Source organism: Thermanaerosceptrum fracticalcis (genome assembly GCF_000746025.2).
In the GTDB taxonomy this organism is placed as follows: Bacteria; Bacillota; Peptococcia; order DRI-13; family DRI-13; genus Thermanaerosceptrum; species Thermanaerosceptrum fracticalcis.
Window position 1 is genome coordinate 2,897,501 of the sequence record NZ_CP045798.1, and the last position, 18,958, is coordinate 2,916,458.

Genomic DNA, 18,958 nt, shown 5'->3' on the forward strand with positions numbered 1-18,958 from the left:
TCTTCCGCGGTGAACCTGCCATTATTGTAGTTAATACTGCTGATGAAGCAAGATTTGCAGCCATTGCTAATGTCTTAAAGAAGTTTTATAAAGTAGTCCAGGGCGACAGCTCTTTAGTGGAAACCATTAATTCCCTTGCTTCTTCTGAAGGTATTAAAGCTGCGGTAGCTATTCGTAAAAAATTACAAACCCTTAATGTTGATAATGATTGGATTAATGTGGCTATTCGTACAGTTTGTGCAGGGACAATGAAAGCCTTCACCGAAGACGATTTAGGTCATTTTGCCCGGGAACTGGTAAAAAAGCTGGAACAAGAAGATTAAGTGTAGAATTTACCAGGGGTTCTATTCTTGACAGGAAAAGTTGCCTGTGCTAATATATAGCATGTAAAAAATGATATTCCTCGATAGCTCAACGGTAGAGCACTCGGCTGTTAACCGAGTGGTTGTAGGTTCGAATCCTACTCGGGGAGCCATTTCGTAAGTTAGGTCCTTAGTTAGTCTAAGGACTTTTTCTTTTGCAAATTAGCCAGAAAACTGTAAAAAAGTAACAGGCTGTATCTTGCGAAACAGGTAGAAATATGAGTAAAATATTGACAGAAAAGATAAACAAAGATCATACTTTAACGAATTATATCAGAAAAAGGGAAATAAGTCCCGGAAGAATAGGACGATAGCTTGATGTAAAATGTTATATCCTGTGATAATTTGTAATAAAAGGGTGTCGGGGGGTGCAATGAATTGTATGTTGTCACGTTTAAGTGAGGAAGAATTAGTTCAACTTGCACAACAGGGGAACACAGACGCCTTGGAAAAGCTCTTATTTTTATATCGGGGTTTCATCCGTTATGTCAGCCAGAAATACTACCTTAAGGATGGGGACCAGCAGGATTTATTACAGGAGGCAACGATTGGGCTCCTAGAAGCTATAAAAGCTTATGATATTACTGCAAAGGTAAAGTTTAGGAATTTTGCTTTTCTCTGTATAAAACGGGAACTGGATTCGGCGGTTAGCAGGTCAAACAGGAAAAAACAACAGATTCTTAATGAAGCCATCCCTATTTACGCTTATGTAGACAAAGAAAATGCCAGGTATGGTACAGAGTATTACGCGGGTGATAATTTGCTGAAAAACGAAAAGGATACACCGGAAACTAATCTCCTGGAACGTGAGGGACTGGAAGAACTTATTGCCTTTTTACAAAAGGAGCTGACCTTATTAGAACAAAAGGTCCTTATGCTGAGGTTAGAAGGCAGGAGTTATCGTGAAATAACGGTAATTCTGGAGATACAGGCTAAAGCAGTTGATAATGCCATACAACGGATTCGTAGAAAAGTACTGCTTGCTTATAATAAAAGGAAGAGCGCCTAGTTTAACTGGGTGCTTTTTCTTTTGTGTTGTCATAAAGGTAAGGAAAGGTTAAATAAAACATCAAAAAGATATCATAAAAGGGCCTAACCGGGGAATATTCTCAAAAATAAAGGTTGAATAGGGAAGGGAGCATATTGTTATAATATAGTTATAAGGTCAATGAAGGTCAGGTGATGAAGATGAGTCTTGCTAAGAGAATAGAGGAATATATAAAAAGATTACTGCAAGAGGAAAATGTTATAGAAATTCAGCGCAGCGAGCTGGCGGAAGAATTCCAATGTGTTCCCTCGCAGATCAACTATGTCCTTAGCACCCGTTTTACGCCCGCCCAGGGTTATTTAGTAGAGAGTCGCCGTGGGGGAGGAGGCTATTTACGTATTATTAAACTCTCGTGGGATAAACTTTCCCAGAAAGAAATACAAGATGTATATTCCAGTTTCGGTGACAGTCTGGACCAGTGGGAAGCAGAGGGCATTCTTCGTCGCCTCAAAGAGGAGGATATTCTAACGGACCGGGAATATTATATGTTGAAGGCAATAATCAGCCGGGATACGTTACAAATTTCACTGCCGGAACGGGACTTTATTCGACTGAGGATCTTACAGGCTGCTTTAACAGCTATTTCCCGGGACGATCTATAAGGGGGTAGGAGGATGTACTGTCAAAAGTGTGAACAAAGACCGGCCACCGTGCATATTACTCATTTTATAAATGGAAAAAAGCAGGAAACTCATCTCTGCGAAATATGTGCACAGGAAGAGCAGATTAGCATCGGGATACCGCAAATAGCCTTTAATACCTTTAACGATTTTTTGGGTTCTTTTTTTACCCAACCCGCCGTAACCGATAAAAAAATAAATGTGGAGGCATGTCCCGCCTGCAGGACACCCTATCATAAAATTGCTGAAAGGGGCCGTGTAGGCTGCAGTGAATGCTATCGGCACTTTTCTCTCCAATTGGATCCGCTTATTAAAAAGGTTCATGGGAATAATACTCACACCGGTAAAATTCCTAAACGGATGGGCGAATCCTTTAGACTAAAGAGAGAACTTGAAGAGCTTAAGGAAAAATTAAAGTCGGCTGTAGAACGGGAAGAATATGAAAAAGCTGCCGGCATCCGTGATAGGATCAAAGAACTTGAGAAGGAGATGGATGGAGGTGAGGTTTCCCATGATTGATAATATTTTTACACGGGCCCGCAGCAGTTGGACTAAAAATGAGGGTCCCCTTAATCATATTGTTATTAGTTCTCGTGTTCGTCTGGCCAGGAACCTCGAAAAAATCCCCATGCCTCCCTTTCAAAATGAATCGCAGAGTCATACCGTCCTGGAGAGAACGAAGAAGGCTGTGGAGGCTGTTAAGCTTACCGGGAATACCGAGCTGTTCTTTTTGCGTCTTAGTGAATTGCCGGCATTAGAAAAACAGATACTATTGGAAAAACATTTAATCAGTCCGGAACACTTAGAGGAAAAACCTAATAGAGGGCTGGCCATCAGCGCAGATGAGACCATCAGCATTATGGTAAATGAAGAGGACCACCTGCGTCTCCAGGTCTTACTTCCCGGTTTACAGCTTGATAAGGCCTGGGAGAAGGCTGATAAAATTGATAATCTCCTGGAAGAATACCTGGAGTTTGCCTTCTGTGAAAAGAAGGGTTATCTTACCGCTTGCCCTACCAACGTGGGAACAGGATTAAGAGCAAGTGTCATGGTCCATATTCCCACCCTGGTGATGACCAGACAGGCTACGAAAATATTCCACACGCTGGGCCAGTTAGGTTTCGCTGTACGGGGCCTTTATGGTGAGGGAACTGAATCGAAAGGAAGCATATTCCAGGTATCCAATCAGATTACCTTAGGGGAGAAAGAAACCGAAATCATCCAAAATCTTTCCAGTGTAACCCGGCAGATTGTTGATAAAGAAGAAGAGATGAGAAAAATACTGTTAAAGGAAATGCCTTTACAACTAACCGACCGTGTAGGAAGAGCCTATGGTATCTTGAGTAATGCAGCTATTTTAAGTTCGGAAGAAGCCTTAAATCTCCTCTCCGATTTAAGATTGGGCGTCGACCTTGGCTTGGTGAAACTTAATCTAAAGCAGGAGAACCTTACAGAATTGATGGTATTGGCCCAACCGGGTTTTTTACAGAAGTATGCAGGGAAACCCATGGATGCTTTAGAAAGAGATGCCACGAGAGCAAAATTATTTGTAGAGAAATTAAAACAAGGAGGATATAATTAAAATGTTTGCGCGATTTACACAGCGTGCCCAGCACGTGATATACTTGGCAAAAGAAGAAGCAAAGTCCTTAGGACATCCGGCCGTAGGGACGGAACACCTCTTACTCGGGCTTATTCGTGAGAATGAGGGCATCGGGGCAAAGGCGCTGATTAACTTGGGGTTGGATTTAAGTACCGTTAGAAAAACCGTTACGGACCTGGTGGCACCTGGCTACGAGACACCTGCAGAAATTGGATTAACTCCAAGAGCGAAAAAGGTTTTTGAACTGGCCAATGATGAAGCCCAAAAATGGGGTGTAAACTATGTGGGGACAGAACATCTTCTCCTGGGGCTGGTGCGTGAAGGGGAAGGTGTGGCTGCCCAGGTTTTGGCCGATTTAGGAGTCACTGCCGATGCAGTGCGTAAACAGGTTTTAGCCCTTTTAGGCGGAGCGGGTCCTATGAATAACAACTTAGGCGGCAAGAAGGGAGTAGCCAAAAATACCCAAACGCCTAATCTCAATGAATATGGGCGGGATTTAACAGGACTGGCGGAGGATGACAAAATAGATCCTGTTATCGGCCGGGCTAAAGAAATTGAAAGAGTTATTCAGGTTTTGAGTAGAAGGACAAAAAGTAACCCGGTACTCATAGGTGAGCCCGGGGTAGGAAAGACGGCCATAGCAGAGGGCTTAGCCCAACGCATTATTAAAGGGCAGGTCCCCGAAATATTAAAAGGGAAAAGGGTTGTGGCTCTTGACATGGCTTCCCTGGTAGCCGGTTCTAAATACCGGGGTGATTTTGAGGAACGGCTCAAAAAAGTATTGGAAGAAATCAGAACCAGTGGCAATGTAATTTTATTTATAGATGAAATGCACACCCTCATTGGAGCGGGAGCGGCGGAGGGGGCTATTGATGCCGCCAATATCCTGAAACCAGCCCTGGCCCGTGGAGAAATTCAGGTTATAGGCGCCACTACCCTGGATGAATACCGTAAACACGTAGAAAAAGATCCTGCCCTGGAGAGAAGGTTCCAGCCCGTTATGGTCAATGAACCTACTAAAGAGGAGGCTGAGGCCATCCTGCTGGGATTAAGGGATCGCTATGAGGCTCATCACAGGGTAAAAATTACCGATGGGGCTTTAAAGGCAGCGGTGGAATTGTCGGACCGTTATATTACCGACCGTTTTCTCCCCGATAAGGCCATTGACTTAATTGATGAGGCTGCTTCCAAGGTGAGATTAAAAGTGGTTACTACACCGCCCGATGTTAGGGAAATTGAGGCTAAAATCGAAAACCTTAATAAGGAAAAAGAAGCAGCCATTATGGCTCAGGAGTATGAAAAAGCTGCCGAGCTTCGTGATGAAGAACAAAAGGCCAGAAAAGAGCTGGAGAGAATTAAGGCCCAGTGGGAGCAAGAGAAGATTTATAATACACCCTTTGTCACAGAAGAAGACATTGCTCAGGTTGTCTCTAGCTGGACCGGTGTTCCCGTACAGCGGCTGGCAGAGGAGGAATCTGCCCGTCTCCTGAAAATGGAGGAGATCTTACATCGGAGAGTCGTTGGGCAGGACGAGGCTATTAAAGCTGTTTCCAGGGCTATCAGAAGAGCAAGAGCCGGTTTGAAAGACCCCAAACGCCCCATAGGTTCATTTATTTTTGCCGGTCCCACAGGGGTAGGAAAAACAGAGCTGGCCAAAGCTCTGGCTGAAGTTCTTTTTGGTGATGAAGATGCCATTATCAGGCTGGATATGTCTGAATATATGGAGAAGCACACGGTGGCTAGATTGATCGGCGCACCTCCCGGGTATATAGGTCATGAAGAGGGAGGACAGTTGACAGAAGCGGTGCGCAGAAAGCCCTATTCCGTAATTCTTTTAGATGAGATTGAAAAAGCTCATCCCGATGTCTTTAATACACTTCTCCAGGTCCTTGAGGACGGTAGGCTTACTGATTCAAAAGGGCGGACCGTTAACTTTAGAAATACGGTAACCATCATGACCTCCAATGTGGGAGCAAGTACCATTAAAAGGGAGCCTACAGTAGGTTTTGTTACTGCTATCGGGGAAAAAGATGAGTACGAACGGATGAAAAACAGGATTATGGAGGAAATGAAGAAAGTTTTTCGTCCGGAATTCTTAAACAGAATTGAGGAGATTATCGTATTCCATCCTCTGAATGAGGAACAGCTCAAGGAAATAGTCTCCCTGATGGTAAACAGTTTGGCCAAACGCCTTCTCCAACAAGGGATTACTGTGGAGGTTACAGACAAAGCCAAAGAGGTTATCGCCAAGGAGGGATATAATCCTACCTATGGCGCACGACCGCTTCGCCGGGCCATCCAGAATTTAATCGAAGACCGCCTTTCTGAGGAAATGCTGAAAGGAACTTTCAAGAAAGGGCAGAAAGTCGTCGTAGACGCGGAAGAAGGACAGATAGTGGTTAGGGTAGCAGTTACCCAATAGAGAATAAAGAGAGAGGCTCGCCTCTCTTTCTTTATTTTAAAAACACCTCCAAGTAGAGTTGCAGGAAAAGGGATAAGTGGGAGAGAAAATTAGAAGCTGTAGAGTTTGGGGAGGGGATAACTTGTCTAAACAAAAGTATAAATATGTCTGCCAGCAATGCAGCTACGAAGCTTCCCGCTGGCTGGGAAAATGTCCGGAGTGTGGTGCCTGGAACAGTTTAGTAGAGGAGACAATAGAAAAAAAGACAGTAGCAGGTATCCAGAAGAATGGAGGAGTACGGCCCGAACCTCTGGCCCAGATCAAGCCCCTGGGAGTTGAGCGGTTGGACCTGGGAATGGCGGAATTTAACAGGGTTTTAGGAGGTGGTTTAGTACCTGGCACTGTTGTCCTCCTGGCTGGAGATCCCGGTATAGGCAAGTCTACGCTCCTGTTACAATCTGCATCTTATGCAGCACAGAAATTAAATAAGGTATTTTATATCTCCGGGGAAGAATCAGCCCAACAAATTAAAATGCGGGCAGCCCGGGTGGGTCTGGATAATAGTAATCTCTGGCTGTGGTCGGAAACTGACCTGGATGCCATTGAGGCGGAAATAAGAGAGTCTCTGCCTTCACTGGTTATCGTGGATTCTATCCAGACCATTTATTCCGCGGAACTGAACTCCGGACCAGGCAGTGTCAGCCAGATTAGAGAAGGTACAACCCGCCTTTTGAACCTTGCCAAGACCCTTAATATCCCTGTAATCATTGTAGGACACGTGACAAAGGATGGTATGATTGCTGGACCCCGTGTTTTAGAACATATGGTAGATACGGTTTTATATTTTGAAGGAGAACGCCATTACCAGTACAGGATTCTCCGGGCCATTAAAAACCGTTTTGGTTCTACTTTTGAACTTGGTGTCTTTGAGATGAAAAATGAGGGTTTAACAGAAGTAACCAACCCATCTCAGGCTTTTTTAGCGGAAAGGCCACTCTTTTCCCCCGGTTCAGTGGTAGCTGCTTGTATGGAAGGGTCAAGACCGCTTTTAGTGGAAATACAGGCTTTAGTGAGCCAGAGTTCCTTTGGCCAGCCCAGGCGGATGACCACAGGGACCGATAACAATCGCGTAAATCTAATCATGGCTGTTTTGGAAAAACGAGTAGGCCTCAACCTAAACTTTCAAGATGCTTACGTCAACATTGTGGGGGGGATTAAAATTTTAGAGCCTGCCCTGGATTTATCTATAGCCCTGGCCATTGCTTCCAGTTTAAAAAATACTCCCTGTTTGTCGGGTTTAGCCGTTATGGGAGAAATAGGCTTAACGGGAGAGATAAGAGGGGTTCCTTATGTTTATAAGCGCTTACAGGAGGCAAAGAAACTGGGCTTTAAATGCTGCCTTCTTCCGGCGGGTAACGTAGAGGAGAAAGTGTCAGGCTTAGAATTGCTGGAAGTAAAAACAGTGAGAGAGGCCATTGACGCGGCTTTGGCATAAACAAAAAAAGGGACTGACCATGGTGGTCAGTCCTGTTAGCTTTATGTAAGATTAAAGACTCCGAGAGTTGTAATCTTTTTGATTTCTTGTTCCATTACTTCGTTAAGGGTGATTCCCAGGGTATTACAGAGGGCAGCCAGATAAAACAAGTTCTTACCCATTTCGTTGATGACTATGTCCCGGCAGTTACTGCATAGCTCTCCCTGAAGATGACTGTCTAAAAGGTTTTTTAAGTCTTTTAAAGAGGCCTCTTTGGGAAATGGTTTTTTTTCCGCGTGTACTCTAAGGCAACCGCAGGAGGTTACGGCTTTGGTAACGGCCCGGTTCATCCTGGCATTTGCTTCCTGGGATTTAGATAATATATCTAAAACACTTTGGTGGCGCATGAGAAATTGAGCAACGGTTTGCTGGAAATCTTCGCCCTGGAGGTCTCTCACCCAAAACACTCCTTTGACTCACGGCTTTAATGATAGTGTTATTATACTGATAAAACTTTTGTCCTGTCAACGTTATGGTGGGACAAAAAAAGGTTGACTATATTTTTTGCCGTATGATATAATATATAAATTTTTGACATATACATAATAATCTGTTAAAATTTAAATAAGGTAGCTCTCTTGGGGGTGATAAATTGTTTAATATCGGTGACAAGGTTGTATATCCTATGCATGGTGCTGGGATAATTGAGTCCATCGAAGAAAGGGAAATCCTAGGGGAGAAAAGATCGTACTATGTGATGCGGATGCCCATTGGTAACATGAAAGTCATGGTTCCTATGACGAATGTAGGTGAAATTGGCCTGAGAAAAGTCATTGAGGAAGAAGAAGTGAATGCGGTATTTCATATACTATCGGATAAAAGCACCCCTATGTCCACAAACTGGAACCGTAGATACCGGGCCAATTTGGAGAAAATAAAAAGCGGTAATATTTATGAACTGGCTGAGGTGGTAAGGAATTTAAGCCATCGTGATAAGCAGAAAGGGCTTTCTACCGGCGAGAGGAAAATGCTGGATAATGCCCGACAAATTCTCATTAGTGAGCTCGTCTTGGCTAAAGAAGGAAAAGAGGAGCATATCAGAGGCCTCCTGGAAGAATATTTAGCTTAGATCGCCCAAGGAGGCGTTTTTTCTTTTAATTATTTAAATTTACTTGCAATAATTACAAAAACAGGATATTGAACTTGCTTTCATAAGTACCCTTTCGTATAATGAATAAGACAGTTTCTTAAAATATTAAGGAATTAGAATCGTGTAGGTAACCCGCTTTGAAGGAGGTGAGATGATGATAAGGAAAATTATGCGTACAATTATTGCCTTATCATTCCTGGCGGGAGGAATATCCCTTGGTTACGCCCTTACCCATAATGGGTTACTAAAAGTACCCAATTTGGAGATAAGAATGGCTTTAACGGCCTTTCCCGGGGTGGTAGCCGGTTTAATAGGCTATAGTATTGCTCCCAGGATTGTCACTTGGGTTATCCAGATGACGGAATGGGTGGAAAGCAAATTGCAGAGAATGCCTTTCAGTGATCTCATGGGGGCGGCTATAGGCTTAATCATTGGACTTATAATTGCTAGTTTATTAGGGTCTTCCTTTGCCAGGATTCCTCTGGTTGGTAATTACGTGCCTATCGTGGGGAGTGTTTTGTTAGGTTATTTGGGTATAAGCATTGGCCTGAAGAAAAAGGAAGAACTGCTTGGCCTCTTTTCCCTTTTTCCCAGGTTTGGGCGGGAAAAGGAGAAGTCAGTGCCTGTCAAGCCGGAACCTAAACCCCTTTATAAAATACTCGATACCAGTGTCATTATTGACGGACGAATTGCCGATATTTGCAAAAGTGGTTTTGTAGACGGTGTTCTTATTATTCCCAGCTTTGTACTGGAAGAGTTAAGACATATAGCGGATTCCTCAGACCTTTTAAAAAGGAACAGGGGCCGGAGAGGTCTGGATATTCTTAACAAAATTCGTAAAGAACTTGATGTCATGGTGCAAATAAATGAACAGGACTTTAATGACCTGGTGGAAGTAGACAGTAAGCTTGTGCGTTTAGCTCAGGTGCTGGGAGGACAGATCATTACCAATGACTATAACTTAAACAAAGTTGCCGAATTACAAGGCGTCCGTGTGCTTAATATCAATGAACTGGCTAATGCCGTAAAACCCGTTGTTCTCCCCGGTGAAGAAATGATTGTCCAGGTTATCAAGGATGGCAAAGAATCAGGTCAAGGCATAGGATATTTAGACGATGGAACCATGATTGTGGTGGATTCCGGGAAGAAATTTATCAATCAGACAATTTATGTTGTTGTTACCAGTGTGCTGCAGACTGCTGCAGGACGTATGATATTTGCTAAACCTAAGTTTAACGATAAACGAACTTTATATGAGGTGGATGCTATTGGCTAAGGTTACTGCTCTTATACCCTGTGCCGGTCAAGGGAAAAGGATGGGCGGTTCTATTAGCAAACAGTATATGGAGATTTTTGGCCGTCCTCTCTTAGCCTATACCCTGGATAAGTTCCAGGGTCATTCTATGATTGATGAGATCATCCTTATTCCCCGTAGAGAGGAAATTGCTTACTGCGACAAAGAGGTCGTTAAAAAATATGGTTTTACTAAAGTGGCAGCCCTTGTTCCGGGCGGTGAGGAACGCCAGGATTCCGTATGGCGGGGGCTTTATGCTTTGGGAGAGGATACTGGTTGGGTTGTTATTCATGATGGGGTAAGGCCCCTGGTCACCGGATCCGTTATTTCCGCAGCCCTGGAAACTGCTTTTTTAAAAGGAGCGGCTGTTGTTGGTGTTCCCGTAAAGGATACTGTGAAAAGAGTCAATTCCGACCTGACTGTGAGCGAGACCCCTCCCAGGGAAAGTCTTTGGTTAGTCCAGACTCCCCAGGTTTTTCGCAAAGATATCGTACTAAATGCCTATCAAAAGGCCTCCCGGTTGGGATGGCGCGGTACCGATGACGCTTCCCTGGTGGAGAGAATGGGTGTTAAAGTGCAGATGGTTAGAGGGGAGTATGACAATATCAAAGTTACTACCCCCGAGGATTTGATTCTAGTGAGAGAAACAGTAAGGGGGGTCAGATAGATGCGGATTGGTTTTGGTTATGATGTACATGCTTTGGTAGAGGGAAGAAAACTCATTATTGGTGGGATCCAGATACCCCATGAAAAAGGATTGCAAGGCCATTCGGATGCAGATGTCCTCCTCCATGCCGTCATGGATGCCTTGTTGGGGGCAGCGGCGCTGGGTGATATAGGACAGCATTTTCCCGATAGGGATGAACGATTTAAAGACATAGACAGCGGCCTCCTGTTAACAGAAGTAGCCCGGTTGTTACATAGTAAAGGATATACATGTCATAACTTGGATTGTACAGTGGTGGCCCAGTCTCCCCAAATTGCGCCCTACCGGGAGGAAATGAGAAAAAGGATAGCCCAGTTATTGGGTATTCCCTTAGAACAGGTAAGTATAAAGGCTACCACGACTGAAGGGTTGGGTTTTACCGGTAGAAAAGAGGGTATTGCAGCCTATGCCGTGTGCACCATAACTAGTATCGGGTAAACGGCAGTTTCAGATAGTTACTAGTTATTAGTTACTAGTGATATTTTTAAAGCGAACCGTTAACAGTTAACTGTGAACCGAATTCCGACTACCGATTGCCGACTACCGACTACCGATAATGCTGTGCTAGAACATGGGCTAGGAAGCAATTAAATTCGGAAATCGGAAATCGGATATCGGGAGGCGAAGCCGTATTCGCCAAAAAAGGACGTCGAATATCGGAAAACGGATATCGATATTAGTCAAGGAGGTTATCAATTTTGGAAGAGATTCGTGTAAGATTTGCACCAAGTCCAACAGGCCCTTTACATATAGGCGGTGCCCGTTCCGCCTTGTTTAATTTCCTTTATGCCAAAGGAGCCGGAGGAAAATTTATTATCAGAATAGAGGATACGGATTTGGAGAGATCCAGCAGGGAGTCGGAAGAAAATATCCTTGATTCCTTACGTTGGTTGGGGATAACCTGGGACGAAGGCCCCGACAATGGGGGACCTTACGGTCCGTATCGCCAAACGGAAAGATTAGGGTTATATCAGGAATATACCCAAAAACTTCTTGAGCAGGGTAAAGCTTACTACTGTTATTGTTCGGAAGAGGAATTAGAAGCAGAACGCCAGGAACAGATGGCCAGAGGAGAAACGCCCCGCTATAGCGGTAAGTGCTGCAAGTTATCGCCTGCCGAGAGAACTAAGTTAGAGGAAGAAGGGCGAAAACCCGTTATTCGTTTTCGTGTACCGGAAAACCGGGATATCATTATTAATGACCTGGTCAGAGGTCAAGTGGTTTTTGAGAGTAACGGCATTGGTGATTTTGTTATTGTTAAGTCTGATGGTATACCCACCTATAATTACGCTGTGGTTATCGATGATACAACCATGAAAATCAGCCATGTGATTAGGGCTGAAGAACATTTATCCAATACGCCCAGGCAGGTCCTGCTTTACGAAGCGCTGGGTTTCAAGGTGCCCTTTTTCGCCCATATCTCACTCATTCTCGGTAAAGACCGCAGTAAAATGAGTAAAAGACACGGGGCCACCTCTGTTGTGCAGTATAAGGAACTAGGTTATTTGCCTGAAGCTGTTGTTAATTTCCTCGCCCTTTTAGGCTGGTCGCCCGTGGGGGAAGAAGAAATATTCAGCATGGAGGAGTTAAAAGAGCAGTTCGCCCTGGAGCGGGTTGCTAAGAATCCTGCTGTTTTTGACATGGATAAACTCCGCTGGATTAATGGCATTTATATCAGGAAAACCCCTGTGGAACGCCTGGCTACCTTGGCGCTGCCCTTTTTACAGAAGGCAGGCTACGTCTCGGCGTCCCCTACTCCTGCTGAACTGAACTGGACCCAATTGGTAGTGGCTGCTCTCCAGGAAAAATTATCCACACTTTCTGAAATTGTAGATCATATGGATATTTTAGCCGGGGAAACCGTGCAAATTGAAAATGAGGAAGCTGCTCAAATTCTTAAGGAGGAGACCTTTCCCCTTGTGATAAAAACTTTCCGGGAAAAAATCATGAGCCTTCCTGAATTAACACCTGACGTGGTTAAACCCTTGCTCAAGGCCATTACTAAAGAGTTAAAATTGGGTGGAAAACAGGTATACATGCCTATAAGAATAGCTCTCACCGGGCAGATGCATGGTCCTGAGTTATTTTATCTGATCCCTATTCTCGGAAAAGAATTATCCCTTAAACGTATCCATAGTGTCACATCCCAGGCCGGGATAAGCATAGATTAAGTTAAGATTGTATTGTGATAATTGGAAAATCATCCCTGTTCTTGACAAGTGCAATCACCTCGCATTATAATATGAGCCAATATAATATTTCTTTGGCTATGAGTGGGAGAAGTAATCCTGTTACTCGCCTTAAGAGAGGATGGGTCGGCGGCTGAAAGCCCGTCCAGGGGAGAGGGATGAAGATGCGCCCAGGAGCTGTGACCCTGAAATAATGTAGGGGTTGCCGTTTGACCGCGTTAAGGTAGGAGAGTTGGTATGATTTTCTTTTCTAATAATCATCACCAAACAGAGTGGAACCGCGGAACCTCCGCCTCTGTATTGAGGCGGGGGCTTTTTTAGTTGTTAGTTGTTAGTTGGTGGTAATTTTTAACGTGAACCGTTAACAGTTAACCGTGAACCCAATTCCGACTACCGATTTCCGAATACCGTTAACTGTAAATTAATAAGCATAAATTAAAAATACGGATATGGTACGTCGGATAGCGGATAGCGGATATCGGAACTCAAGAAGCTGTAAAAAACGGTTCGCTGTTCACGGTTTTCGGTTAACGATTGAAGGTTACGGACACCGGTTACCTTCCCATGTACCCTGTAACCAGTACCCTTAATATCAGAATTCGGAAGTCTCGCTATTTTTAGGTAAACTGAGCTATGATGGAGGAGGAGAGCATGTTTCAACGTATTAAAAAAGATATTCAGGCAGTATTTGAACGGGACCCTGCGGTCAAAAGTGTTTGGGAGGTTATTTTGTGTTATCCTGGATTTCACGCTGTTTTATTGCACCGTCTTGCACACAGTCTGTATAAGAAAAAGTTCTTTGTTCTGGCCCGCTTCCTCTCGCAAATCAATCGCTTCTTGACGCAGATTGAGATCCATCCCGGAGCCAAGATCGGGGAAGGGTTATTTATTGATCATGGTGCAGGAGTTGTTATCGGTGAAACTGCCGAAATTGGCGATAATGTGACGATTTACCAGGGAGTGACGCTGGGGGGTACTGGTAAAGAAAAGGGCAAACGTCATCCCACCGTCGGCAACAATGTGGTGATTAGTGCCGGGGCCAAGGTTATGGGGTCCTTTAAAGTAGGGGATAATGTCAAAATAGGGGCTGGTTCCGTGGTTCTGAAAGAGGTCCCACCCAACTGCACCGTGGTAGGGGTACCTGGCAGAATTGTAGTGAAAGATGGCGTCAGTGTCTCCCAGAAAAGAGGAGACAATATTGACCTGGAACATAACAAACTGCCGGACCCCGTTCTCGAAATGCTGCTATGTTTACAAAAACAGGTGCAGGACCTGGAAGCCAGAATTGAGGAAATGGAGCTGAAGGCACATGGAAATGGAAAGTCTTAAAGTATATAATACCCTGTCCGGCACAAAGGAACCTTTTGTCCCGGCCAAGCCCGGTCAAGTACGTATGTATGTCTGTGGACCCACCACGTACAATTTTATTCATCTGGGCAATGCCCGGCCTTTGGTGGTCTTTGATACGGTGCGGCGGTACCTGGAATATCTGGGATTTGAGGTTATTTATATTCAAAACTTTACTGATGTGGATGACAAAATCATTAAACGGGCTCAAGAAGAAAAAGTCTCTCCTGAAGAACTGGCTAACAAATATATAAACGAGTACTTTAAGGATGCTGATGCCCTCAATGTGAAGCGCGCCACCGTCCATCCCAGGGTAAGTGAACACATGAGCAACATTATTGAGTTTATCGGCAAACTGGTAGACAAAGGGGTTGCCTATGCGGTAGACGGGGACGTTTATTTTGCCGTTTCCCGTTTCGGTGAGTATGGTAAGCTGTCCAAGCGCAACCTGGAGGATTTGCAGGCGGGGGCCAGGGTCGAAGTGGATGAAAGAAAACTAAACCCGGCGGATTTTGCCCTTTGGAAGAAAGCCAAACCCGGTGAACCCCGGTGGGATAGCCCCTGGGGCCCTGGCCGTCCGGGCTGGCATATTGAATGTTCGGCCATGTCTCATAAATATTTGGGGGAAAGTTTTGATATTCACGGTGGAGGCTTTGACCTGATCTTTCCCCATCATGAAAATGAAATAGCCCAATCTGAGGCTTTGTTCGGCGCCCCTATGGCCCGCTACTGGATGCATAACGGCTTTATTACGGTTAATGAAGAGAAGATGTCCAAGTCCCTGGGCAACTTTTTCCTGCTAAGGGATATTACCGCCAAGTTTTCTCCTCAGGTAGTACGGTTTTATTTGCTGTCTACCCATTACAGGAGTCCTTTGGATTTTGACGACGGCAAATTAGAGATTGCTAAAAAGGGCTTGGAGCGCCTGCAGACAGCCTACCGGTTGTTCAAGGAAAATAAGAGCACGGCAGCAGCCGGTACTATAGAAAGAAAGACAGAAGCGGAAGTTTATCTCCAGGAAGTGGGAAGCTTGCATAAACGTTTCCTGGAGGCCATGAACGATGACTTTAATACGGCCCTGGCCATTGCTGTTTTATTTGACCTGGCCAGAGCCATGAATGGCTTTATGTCTAAAGGAATAGAAGGCAACGAGGCCTATAAAGCCCTGATGGAAAGTGCCCAGATTTATGAGAAAATGGCTAAAGTCCTGGGTATTGAATTAGAAACTGCGGCCGAACAAAAAGATAGCGGGCTTGTAGACGGATTAATGGATTTAATTATCAAAGTACGTCAAGAGGCCCGGGCTAAAAAGGATTTTGCCACCGCTGACGATATCCGGCAAGGACTTAAAGAAATAGGAATCATCCTGGAGGATACACCCCAGGGTGTACGGTGGAGATATAAGTCAAAGGGGGATTAAACTTGTGGATTTATCCCACGGGGAACCCCCGTGAAATGCCGCCCCTGGTTTTAGCCTATCTTGGGGACGCTGTTTTTGAACTATATGTACGGCTTTACCTGGTGAATAAAGGAATTACCAAAACCAATTCCTTGCATAGAGAGGCAGCTTCCCTGGTAAAAGCAGCCTCCCAGGCTCATTTTTTACAAAAACTGGACGGTCTCTTAAGTGATGAGGAGAAAGATGTGGCCAGGAGAGGGCGTAATGCTAAATCAGGGCATGTGCCGAAAAACGCCCAGGTCACTGAATATCGTTTAAGTACAGGATTTGAAACCCTGTTGGGATACCTGTTCCTTCTGGAAAGGGAGGAAAGAATTACCGAACTGCTGGGGCACCTTTTGAATGAAGGGAATTCTTAATGTATAAGTGGAGGAGATTATGGGCAGGAAGAATATGCAGGTGCGTTTGGTGCGCCATACACCGGCACCGGAAGAGATTATAGCCATGGGGGCAAAGTTATGTTATTCTGCTGTGGATGTGGACAAACTAGAGTCGGGTATCCAGGAGAAAGATCAAGGCCCTTTTATTGAAAAACTTATGAAGCTAGGGCATCTTTCGCCTGTGGAACATGCCAGTTTTACCTTTGCTATTGAAGGAGTCTCCCGCAGTCTTTTGGCACAAATCACTCGCCACAGGATTGCCAGCTTTAGTGTCCAGTCCCAGCGTTATGTGGGTGAACACTCAGCCGGTAATGAAGATGGTGTTTTTGATTATATCGTTCCTCCTCGTATAGAGGCTTTAGGTGAGGAATATCTGCGGATTTTTCATGAACAGATGGCTACGATTCAAAAATGGTATGATTTTTGGAATAAAGCCCTGGGTGAGCAGGGGGAACAGAGTCAGGAAGATGCCAGGTTTGTGTTGCCGAATGCAGCGGAAACCAAGATGCTGGTAACCATGAATGCCAGGGAGCTTCTGCATTTTTTTTCCCTGCGCTGCTGTAACCGGGCTCAGTGGGAAATACGGGAACTGTCCACACGCATGTTAAAACTGGCTAAAGCGGCGGCGCCCAATATTTTTAAAAATGCCGGTCCGGGGTGTCTGGAAGGACCTTGTCCTGAAGGCAAAATGACTTGTGGTAAACAAAAAGAAGTAAAATATAAATTCGCTCATCTATAAGTGACTAGAGAAAGGTGTGGGGGCATGGAATTGTTATTCGGCAGGAACCCGGTGTTAGAAGCCTTAAGAGCACGGAGAAGCGTTAACAAGATTCTCATTGCCGAAGGTTCTAATGTAGGGTCAATTAAAGAAATCATGGCTTTAGCCAGGGAGCAAAAGGTACTCATACAATTTGTCGATAAAAAACAGCTGGATAACATGTCCCAGGGCGAAAACCACCAGGGGATTATTGCGTATGCTGCCCCTAAAGATTATGTGGAATTGGATGAGATACTTCTGGAAGCCCGTCGTAAAGAGGAAGTTCCCCTCCTTTTGATGTTAGATGGGATAGAAGATCCCCATAACTTTGGTGCTATTTTACGCACTGCTGATGCAGCCGGGGTCCACGGTGTGGTTATCCCCAAACATCGCGCAGTACCCCTTACGGCAGGAGTGGCTAAGGCTTCGGCGGGAGCTATAGAATATGTACCTGTTGCTCGTGTCACCAATCTTGCTCAGACCATGGAGAAGCTTAAAGAACAGGGATGCTGGATTGTGGGAACTGATTCGGGAGCAAAAACACTTCATTTTGAGGCCGATTTGTCAGGGCCCTTGGTGGTAGTGATGGGCAGTGAGGGTAAGGGGTTAGGTAAACTGGTAAAAGAAAAGTGTGACTTCCTTGTGAGTATTCCCATGCTGGGACGCATCAATTCCCTCAATGTCTCTGTGGCTACCTCAGTTATTCTTTATGAAATTATACGACAGAGAAGAGCGGCACGAGGTAAGTAAACGGTGGTAGAATATTTGGTTGTGGACGGTTATAATATTATAAATTCCTGGCCCGAATTACACAGGTTAAAAGAGGAAAGTTTTGAACATGCCCGCATAAAACTAATAGAGACATTAATTAACTATCATGGCTGTACAAATATCATGATCGTTGTTGTTTTCGATGCTCACCAGGTGAAAGGGGGTATAGAAAGACGGGAGAGCTACCACGGGGTAGAGGTTGTTTATACCCGGGAAGGTGAGACGGCCGATATGTTCATTGAAAAAATTGTGGGGAGCTTGAGCCGTAATGCGAAAGTCTTTGTAGCAACTTCCGACTGGATAGAGCAAAGCCTCATCCTGCAGCGGGGAGCCTTCCGGCTTACCTCCAGGGAATTGCTGCAGGAAATAAAAAACACTTTAAGTCAAACCATGAACCAGCTAGAATATACTAAAAAGGATATAACCAGGCTTAATCATCATCTGCCGGAAAATATTAGGAAAACACTGGAGAAATGGCGCCGCGGTCAGTACTGAGGGGAACAATGCCTTGACGTTATGATGAGGTGTCAGTTATAATTATCCTGTAAAATAGACAAGTTTGCGTCCCTTTGCAACATTAAAAATATTGGCTATATTTTAGCTTGCTTAAATATAAGCAAGTTTATAAATATTATTTATATAAGCCTTCTTCCGGACAGGGTCCGGAAAAATTGTTTTTTTCCAGAACCTTTACATTCATAGATGGAGGCGATAGTGGATGAGCTTGGGCGCACGGCGCGAACTGGTCGACTCGTTGGATGTTTTAGAAGATGAGCATGTGGTTGAGTTAGCAAAAGACGGTGATAATGAGGCTCTGGAATTTCTTATTCATAAATACAAAAATTTTGTTAGAGCCAAGGCTCGTTCCTATTTTCTTATCGGTGCCGACCGCGAGGACATTATCCAGGAAGGCATGATTGGTTTGTATAAAGCTATTCGCGATTTTCGCTATGACAAACTTTCTTCTTTTCGTGCTTTTGCTGAATTATGTATCACGCGCCAGATAATTACGGCCATTAAAACAGCCACGCGTCAGAAGCATATTCCTCTAAACTCTTATGTTTCTTTAAATAAACCTATCTATGATGAAGATTCTGACCGCACTTTGCTGGATGTTATATCGGGGTCTAAAATAACTGACCCTGAGGAATTAATAATCAGCAGGGAAGAATTTGACGATATTGAGGAAAAGATGGGAGAAATCCTGAGTTCCTTGGAGTGGCAGGTTCTCATGTCATATTTGGACGGAAAGTCCTATCAGGAGATAGCCGTAGAACTTGAACGTCACGTAAAATCCATTGATAATGCCCTGCAGCGTGTTAAAAGAAAGCTGGAAAGATATTTGGAGAAAAGAGATCAATAACAAAAAATACCAGCAAAAACACCTTGACCTGGCA

20 protein-coding genes, 1 tRNA gene and 1 other annotated feature (1 of these 22 only partly in view) are annotated in these 18,958 nt (G+C 44.4%); of the genes, 20 read left to right on the forward strand and 1 reads right to left on the reverse strand.

What is annotated here, in order from left to right; genetic code table 11:
- From BR63_RS14670 to radA, 8 genes are all read left to right on the forward strand, one after another.
- Nucleotides 1-323, forward strand: the 3' portion of a protein-coding gene (locus BR63_RS14670) for an NAD(P)-binding domain-containing protein (RefSeq protein ID WP_276568985.1). Its footprint begins 415 nt before the window's first position; 323 of the gene's 738 nt are visible here — the last part of the coding sequence; its start codon lies beyond the left edge, outside the window; the stop codon is at nt 321-323.
- A 77-nt stretch (nt 324-400) separates the two neighbouring features.
- Nucleotides 401-475, forward strand: a tRNA-Asn gene (locus BR63_RS14675).
- Nucleotides 476-735: 260 nt separating this feature from the next.
- Nucleotides 736-1,371: a sigma-70 family RNA polymerase sigma factor gene (locus tag BR63_RS14680; RefSeq protein WP_161781902.1), complete on the forward strand. Its 636-nt coding sequence runs from the start codon at nt 736-738 to the stop codon at nt 1,369-1,371.
- Between the two features lie 179 nt (nt 1,372-1,550).
- On the forward strand, nt 1,551-2,012 hold the full coding sequence (locus BR63_RS14685; protein ID WP_034425137.1) for a CtsR family transcriptional regulator: 462 nt from the start codon (nt 1,551-1,553) through the stop codon (nt 2,010-2,012).
- Nucleotides 2,013-2,024: 12 nt separating this feature from the next.
- Nucleotides 2,025-2,549: a UvrB/UvrC motif-containing protein gene (locus tag BR63_RS14690; protein ID WP_034425136.1), complete on the forward strand. Its 525-nt coding sequence runs from the start codon at nt 2,025-2,027 to the stop codon at nt 2,547-2,549.
- Nucleotides 2,542-3,612: a protein arginine kinase gene (locus tag BR63_RS14695; RefSeq protein ID WP_034425134.1), complete on the forward strand. Its 1,071-nt coding sequence runs from the start codon at nt 2,542-2,544 to the stop codon at nt 3,610-3,612. Before BR63_RS14690 ends, BR63_RS14695 begins: the two co-directional genes overlap by 8 nt.
- A gap of 1 nt (nt 3,613) precedes the next feature.
- Complete coding sequence (locus tag BR63_RS14700; RefSeq protein WP_034425132.1) at nt 3,614-6,055, forward strand: ATP-dependent Clp protease ATP-binding subunit; 2,442 nt, start codon at nt 3,614-3,616, stop codon at nt 6,053-6,055.
- 121 nt (nt 6,056-6,176) lie between these two features.
- A complete protein-coding gene (gene radA / locus BR63_RS14705; protein WP_034425129.1) occupies nt 6,177-7,529 on the forward strand; it encodes a DNA repair protein RadA in 1,353 nt (450 codons plus the stop codon).
- 41 nt (nt 7,530-7,570) lie between these two features.
- Here radA and BR63_RS14710 read toward each other — a convergent pair whose 3' ends face one another.
- On the reverse strand, nt 7,571-7,915 hold the full coding sequence (locus tag BR63_RS14710) for a nucleoside triphosphate pyrophosphohydrolase family protein (RefSeq protein ID WP_051966179.1): 345 nt from the start codon (nt 7,913-7,915) through the stop codon (nt 7,571-7,573).
- Between the two features lie 245 nt (nt 7,916-8,160).
- On the opposite strand from BR63_RS14710, the gene BR63_RS14715 reads away from it, so the two are divergent.
- The 12 genes from BR63_RS14715 to sigH all read left to right on the forward strand — a co-directional run bounded on the left by BR63_RS14715 (nt 8,161) and on the right by sigH (nt 18,924).
- Nucleotides 8,161-8,637, forward strand: a complete 477-nt coding sequence (locus BR63_RS14715; RefSeq protein ID WP_034425125.1) for a CarD family transcriptional regulator — start codon at nt 8,161-8,163, stop codon at nt 8,635-8,637.
- 175 nt (nt 8,638-8,812) lie between these two features.
- Complete coding sequence (locus BR63_RS14720) at nt 8,813-9,934, forward strand: PIN/TRAM domain-containing protein (protein ID WP_034425122.1); 1,122 nt, start codon at nt 8,813-8,815, stop codon at nt 9,932-9,934.
- On the forward strand, nt 9,927-10,619 hold the full coding sequence (gene ispD / locus BR63_RS14725) for a 2-C-methyl-D-erythritol 4-phosphate cytidylyltransferase (protein ID WP_034425119.1): 693 nt from the start codon (nt 9,927-9,929) through the stop codon (nt 10,617-10,619). Before BR63_RS14720 ends, ispD begins: the two co-directional genes overlap by 8 nt.
- Nucleotides 10,620-11,096, forward strand: a complete 477-nt coding sequence (gene ispF, locus BR63_RS14730; RefSeq protein ID WP_034425117.1) for a 2-C-methyl-D-erythritol 2,4-cyclodiphosphate synthase — start codon at nt 10,620-10,622, stop codon at nt 11,094-11,096.
- Nucleotides 11,097-11,356: 260 nt separating this feature from the next.
- Nucleotides 11,357-12,829: a glutamate--tRNA ligase gene (gltX, locus tag BR63_RS14735; protein WP_081908295.1), complete on the forward strand. Its 1,473-nt coding sequence runs from the start codon at nt 11,357-11,359 to the stop codon at nt 12,827-12,829.
- 89 nt (nt 12,830-12,918) lie between these two features.
- Nucleotides 12,919-13,147: a binding site (T-box leader), on the forward strand.
- A gap of 336 nt (nt 13,148-13,483) precedes the next feature.
- A complete protein-coding gene (cysE, locus tag BR63_RS14740) occupies nt 13,484-14,176 on the forward strand; it encodes a serine O-acetyltransferase (RefSeq protein WP_276568986.1) in 693 nt (230 codons plus the stop codon).
- A complete protein-coding gene (gene cysS, locus BR63_RS14745; protein WP_243269996.1) occupies nt 14,157-15,614 on the forward strand; it encodes a cysteine--tRNA ligase in 1,458 nt (485 codons plus the stop codon). Before cysE ends, cysS begins: the two co-directional genes overlap by 20 nt.
- 2 nt (nt 15,615-15,616) lie before the next feature.
- Entirely contained in the window at nt 15,617-16,012 is a 396-nt protein-coding gene (locus BR63_RS14750) for a Mini-ribonuclease 3 (RefSeq protein WP_034425111.1), read from the forward strand.
- 19 nt (nt 16,013-16,031) lie between these two features.
- Nucleotides 16,032-16,772: an FAD-dependent thymidylate synthase gene (gene thyX / locus BR63_RS14755; RefSeq protein WP_034425109.1), complete on the forward strand. Its 741-nt coding sequence runs from the start codon at nt 16,032-16,034 to the stop codon at nt 16,770-16,772.
- A 24-nt stretch (nt 16,773-16,796) separates the two neighbouring features.
- Nucleotides 16,797-17,540, forward strand: a complete 744-nt coding sequence (rlmB, locus tag BR63_RS14760) for a 23S rRNA (guanosine(2251)-2'-O)-methyltransferase RlmB (RefSeq protein ID WP_034425108.1) — start codon at nt 16,797-16,799, stop codon at nt 17,538-17,540.
- A gap of 3 nt (nt 17,541-17,543) precedes the next feature.
- Nucleotides 17,544-18,056 (forward strand): NYN domain-containing protein, encoded by a 513-nt coding sequence (locus BR63_RS14765; RefSeq protein ID WP_034425106.1) that lies wholly within the window; start codon nt 17,544-17,546, stop codon nt 18,054-18,056.
- Nucleotides 18,057-18,279: 223 nt separating this feature from the next.
- The gene (gene sigH / locus BR63_RS14770; RefSeq protein ID WP_034425104.1) at nt 18,280-18,924 is read left to right on the forward strand and encodes an RNA polymerase sporulation sigma factor SigH; all 645 of its coding nucleotides are present in this window, start codon (nt 18,280-18,282) and stop codon (nt 18,922-18,924) included.
- Nucleotides 18,925-18,958: the final 34 nt, after the last annotated feature.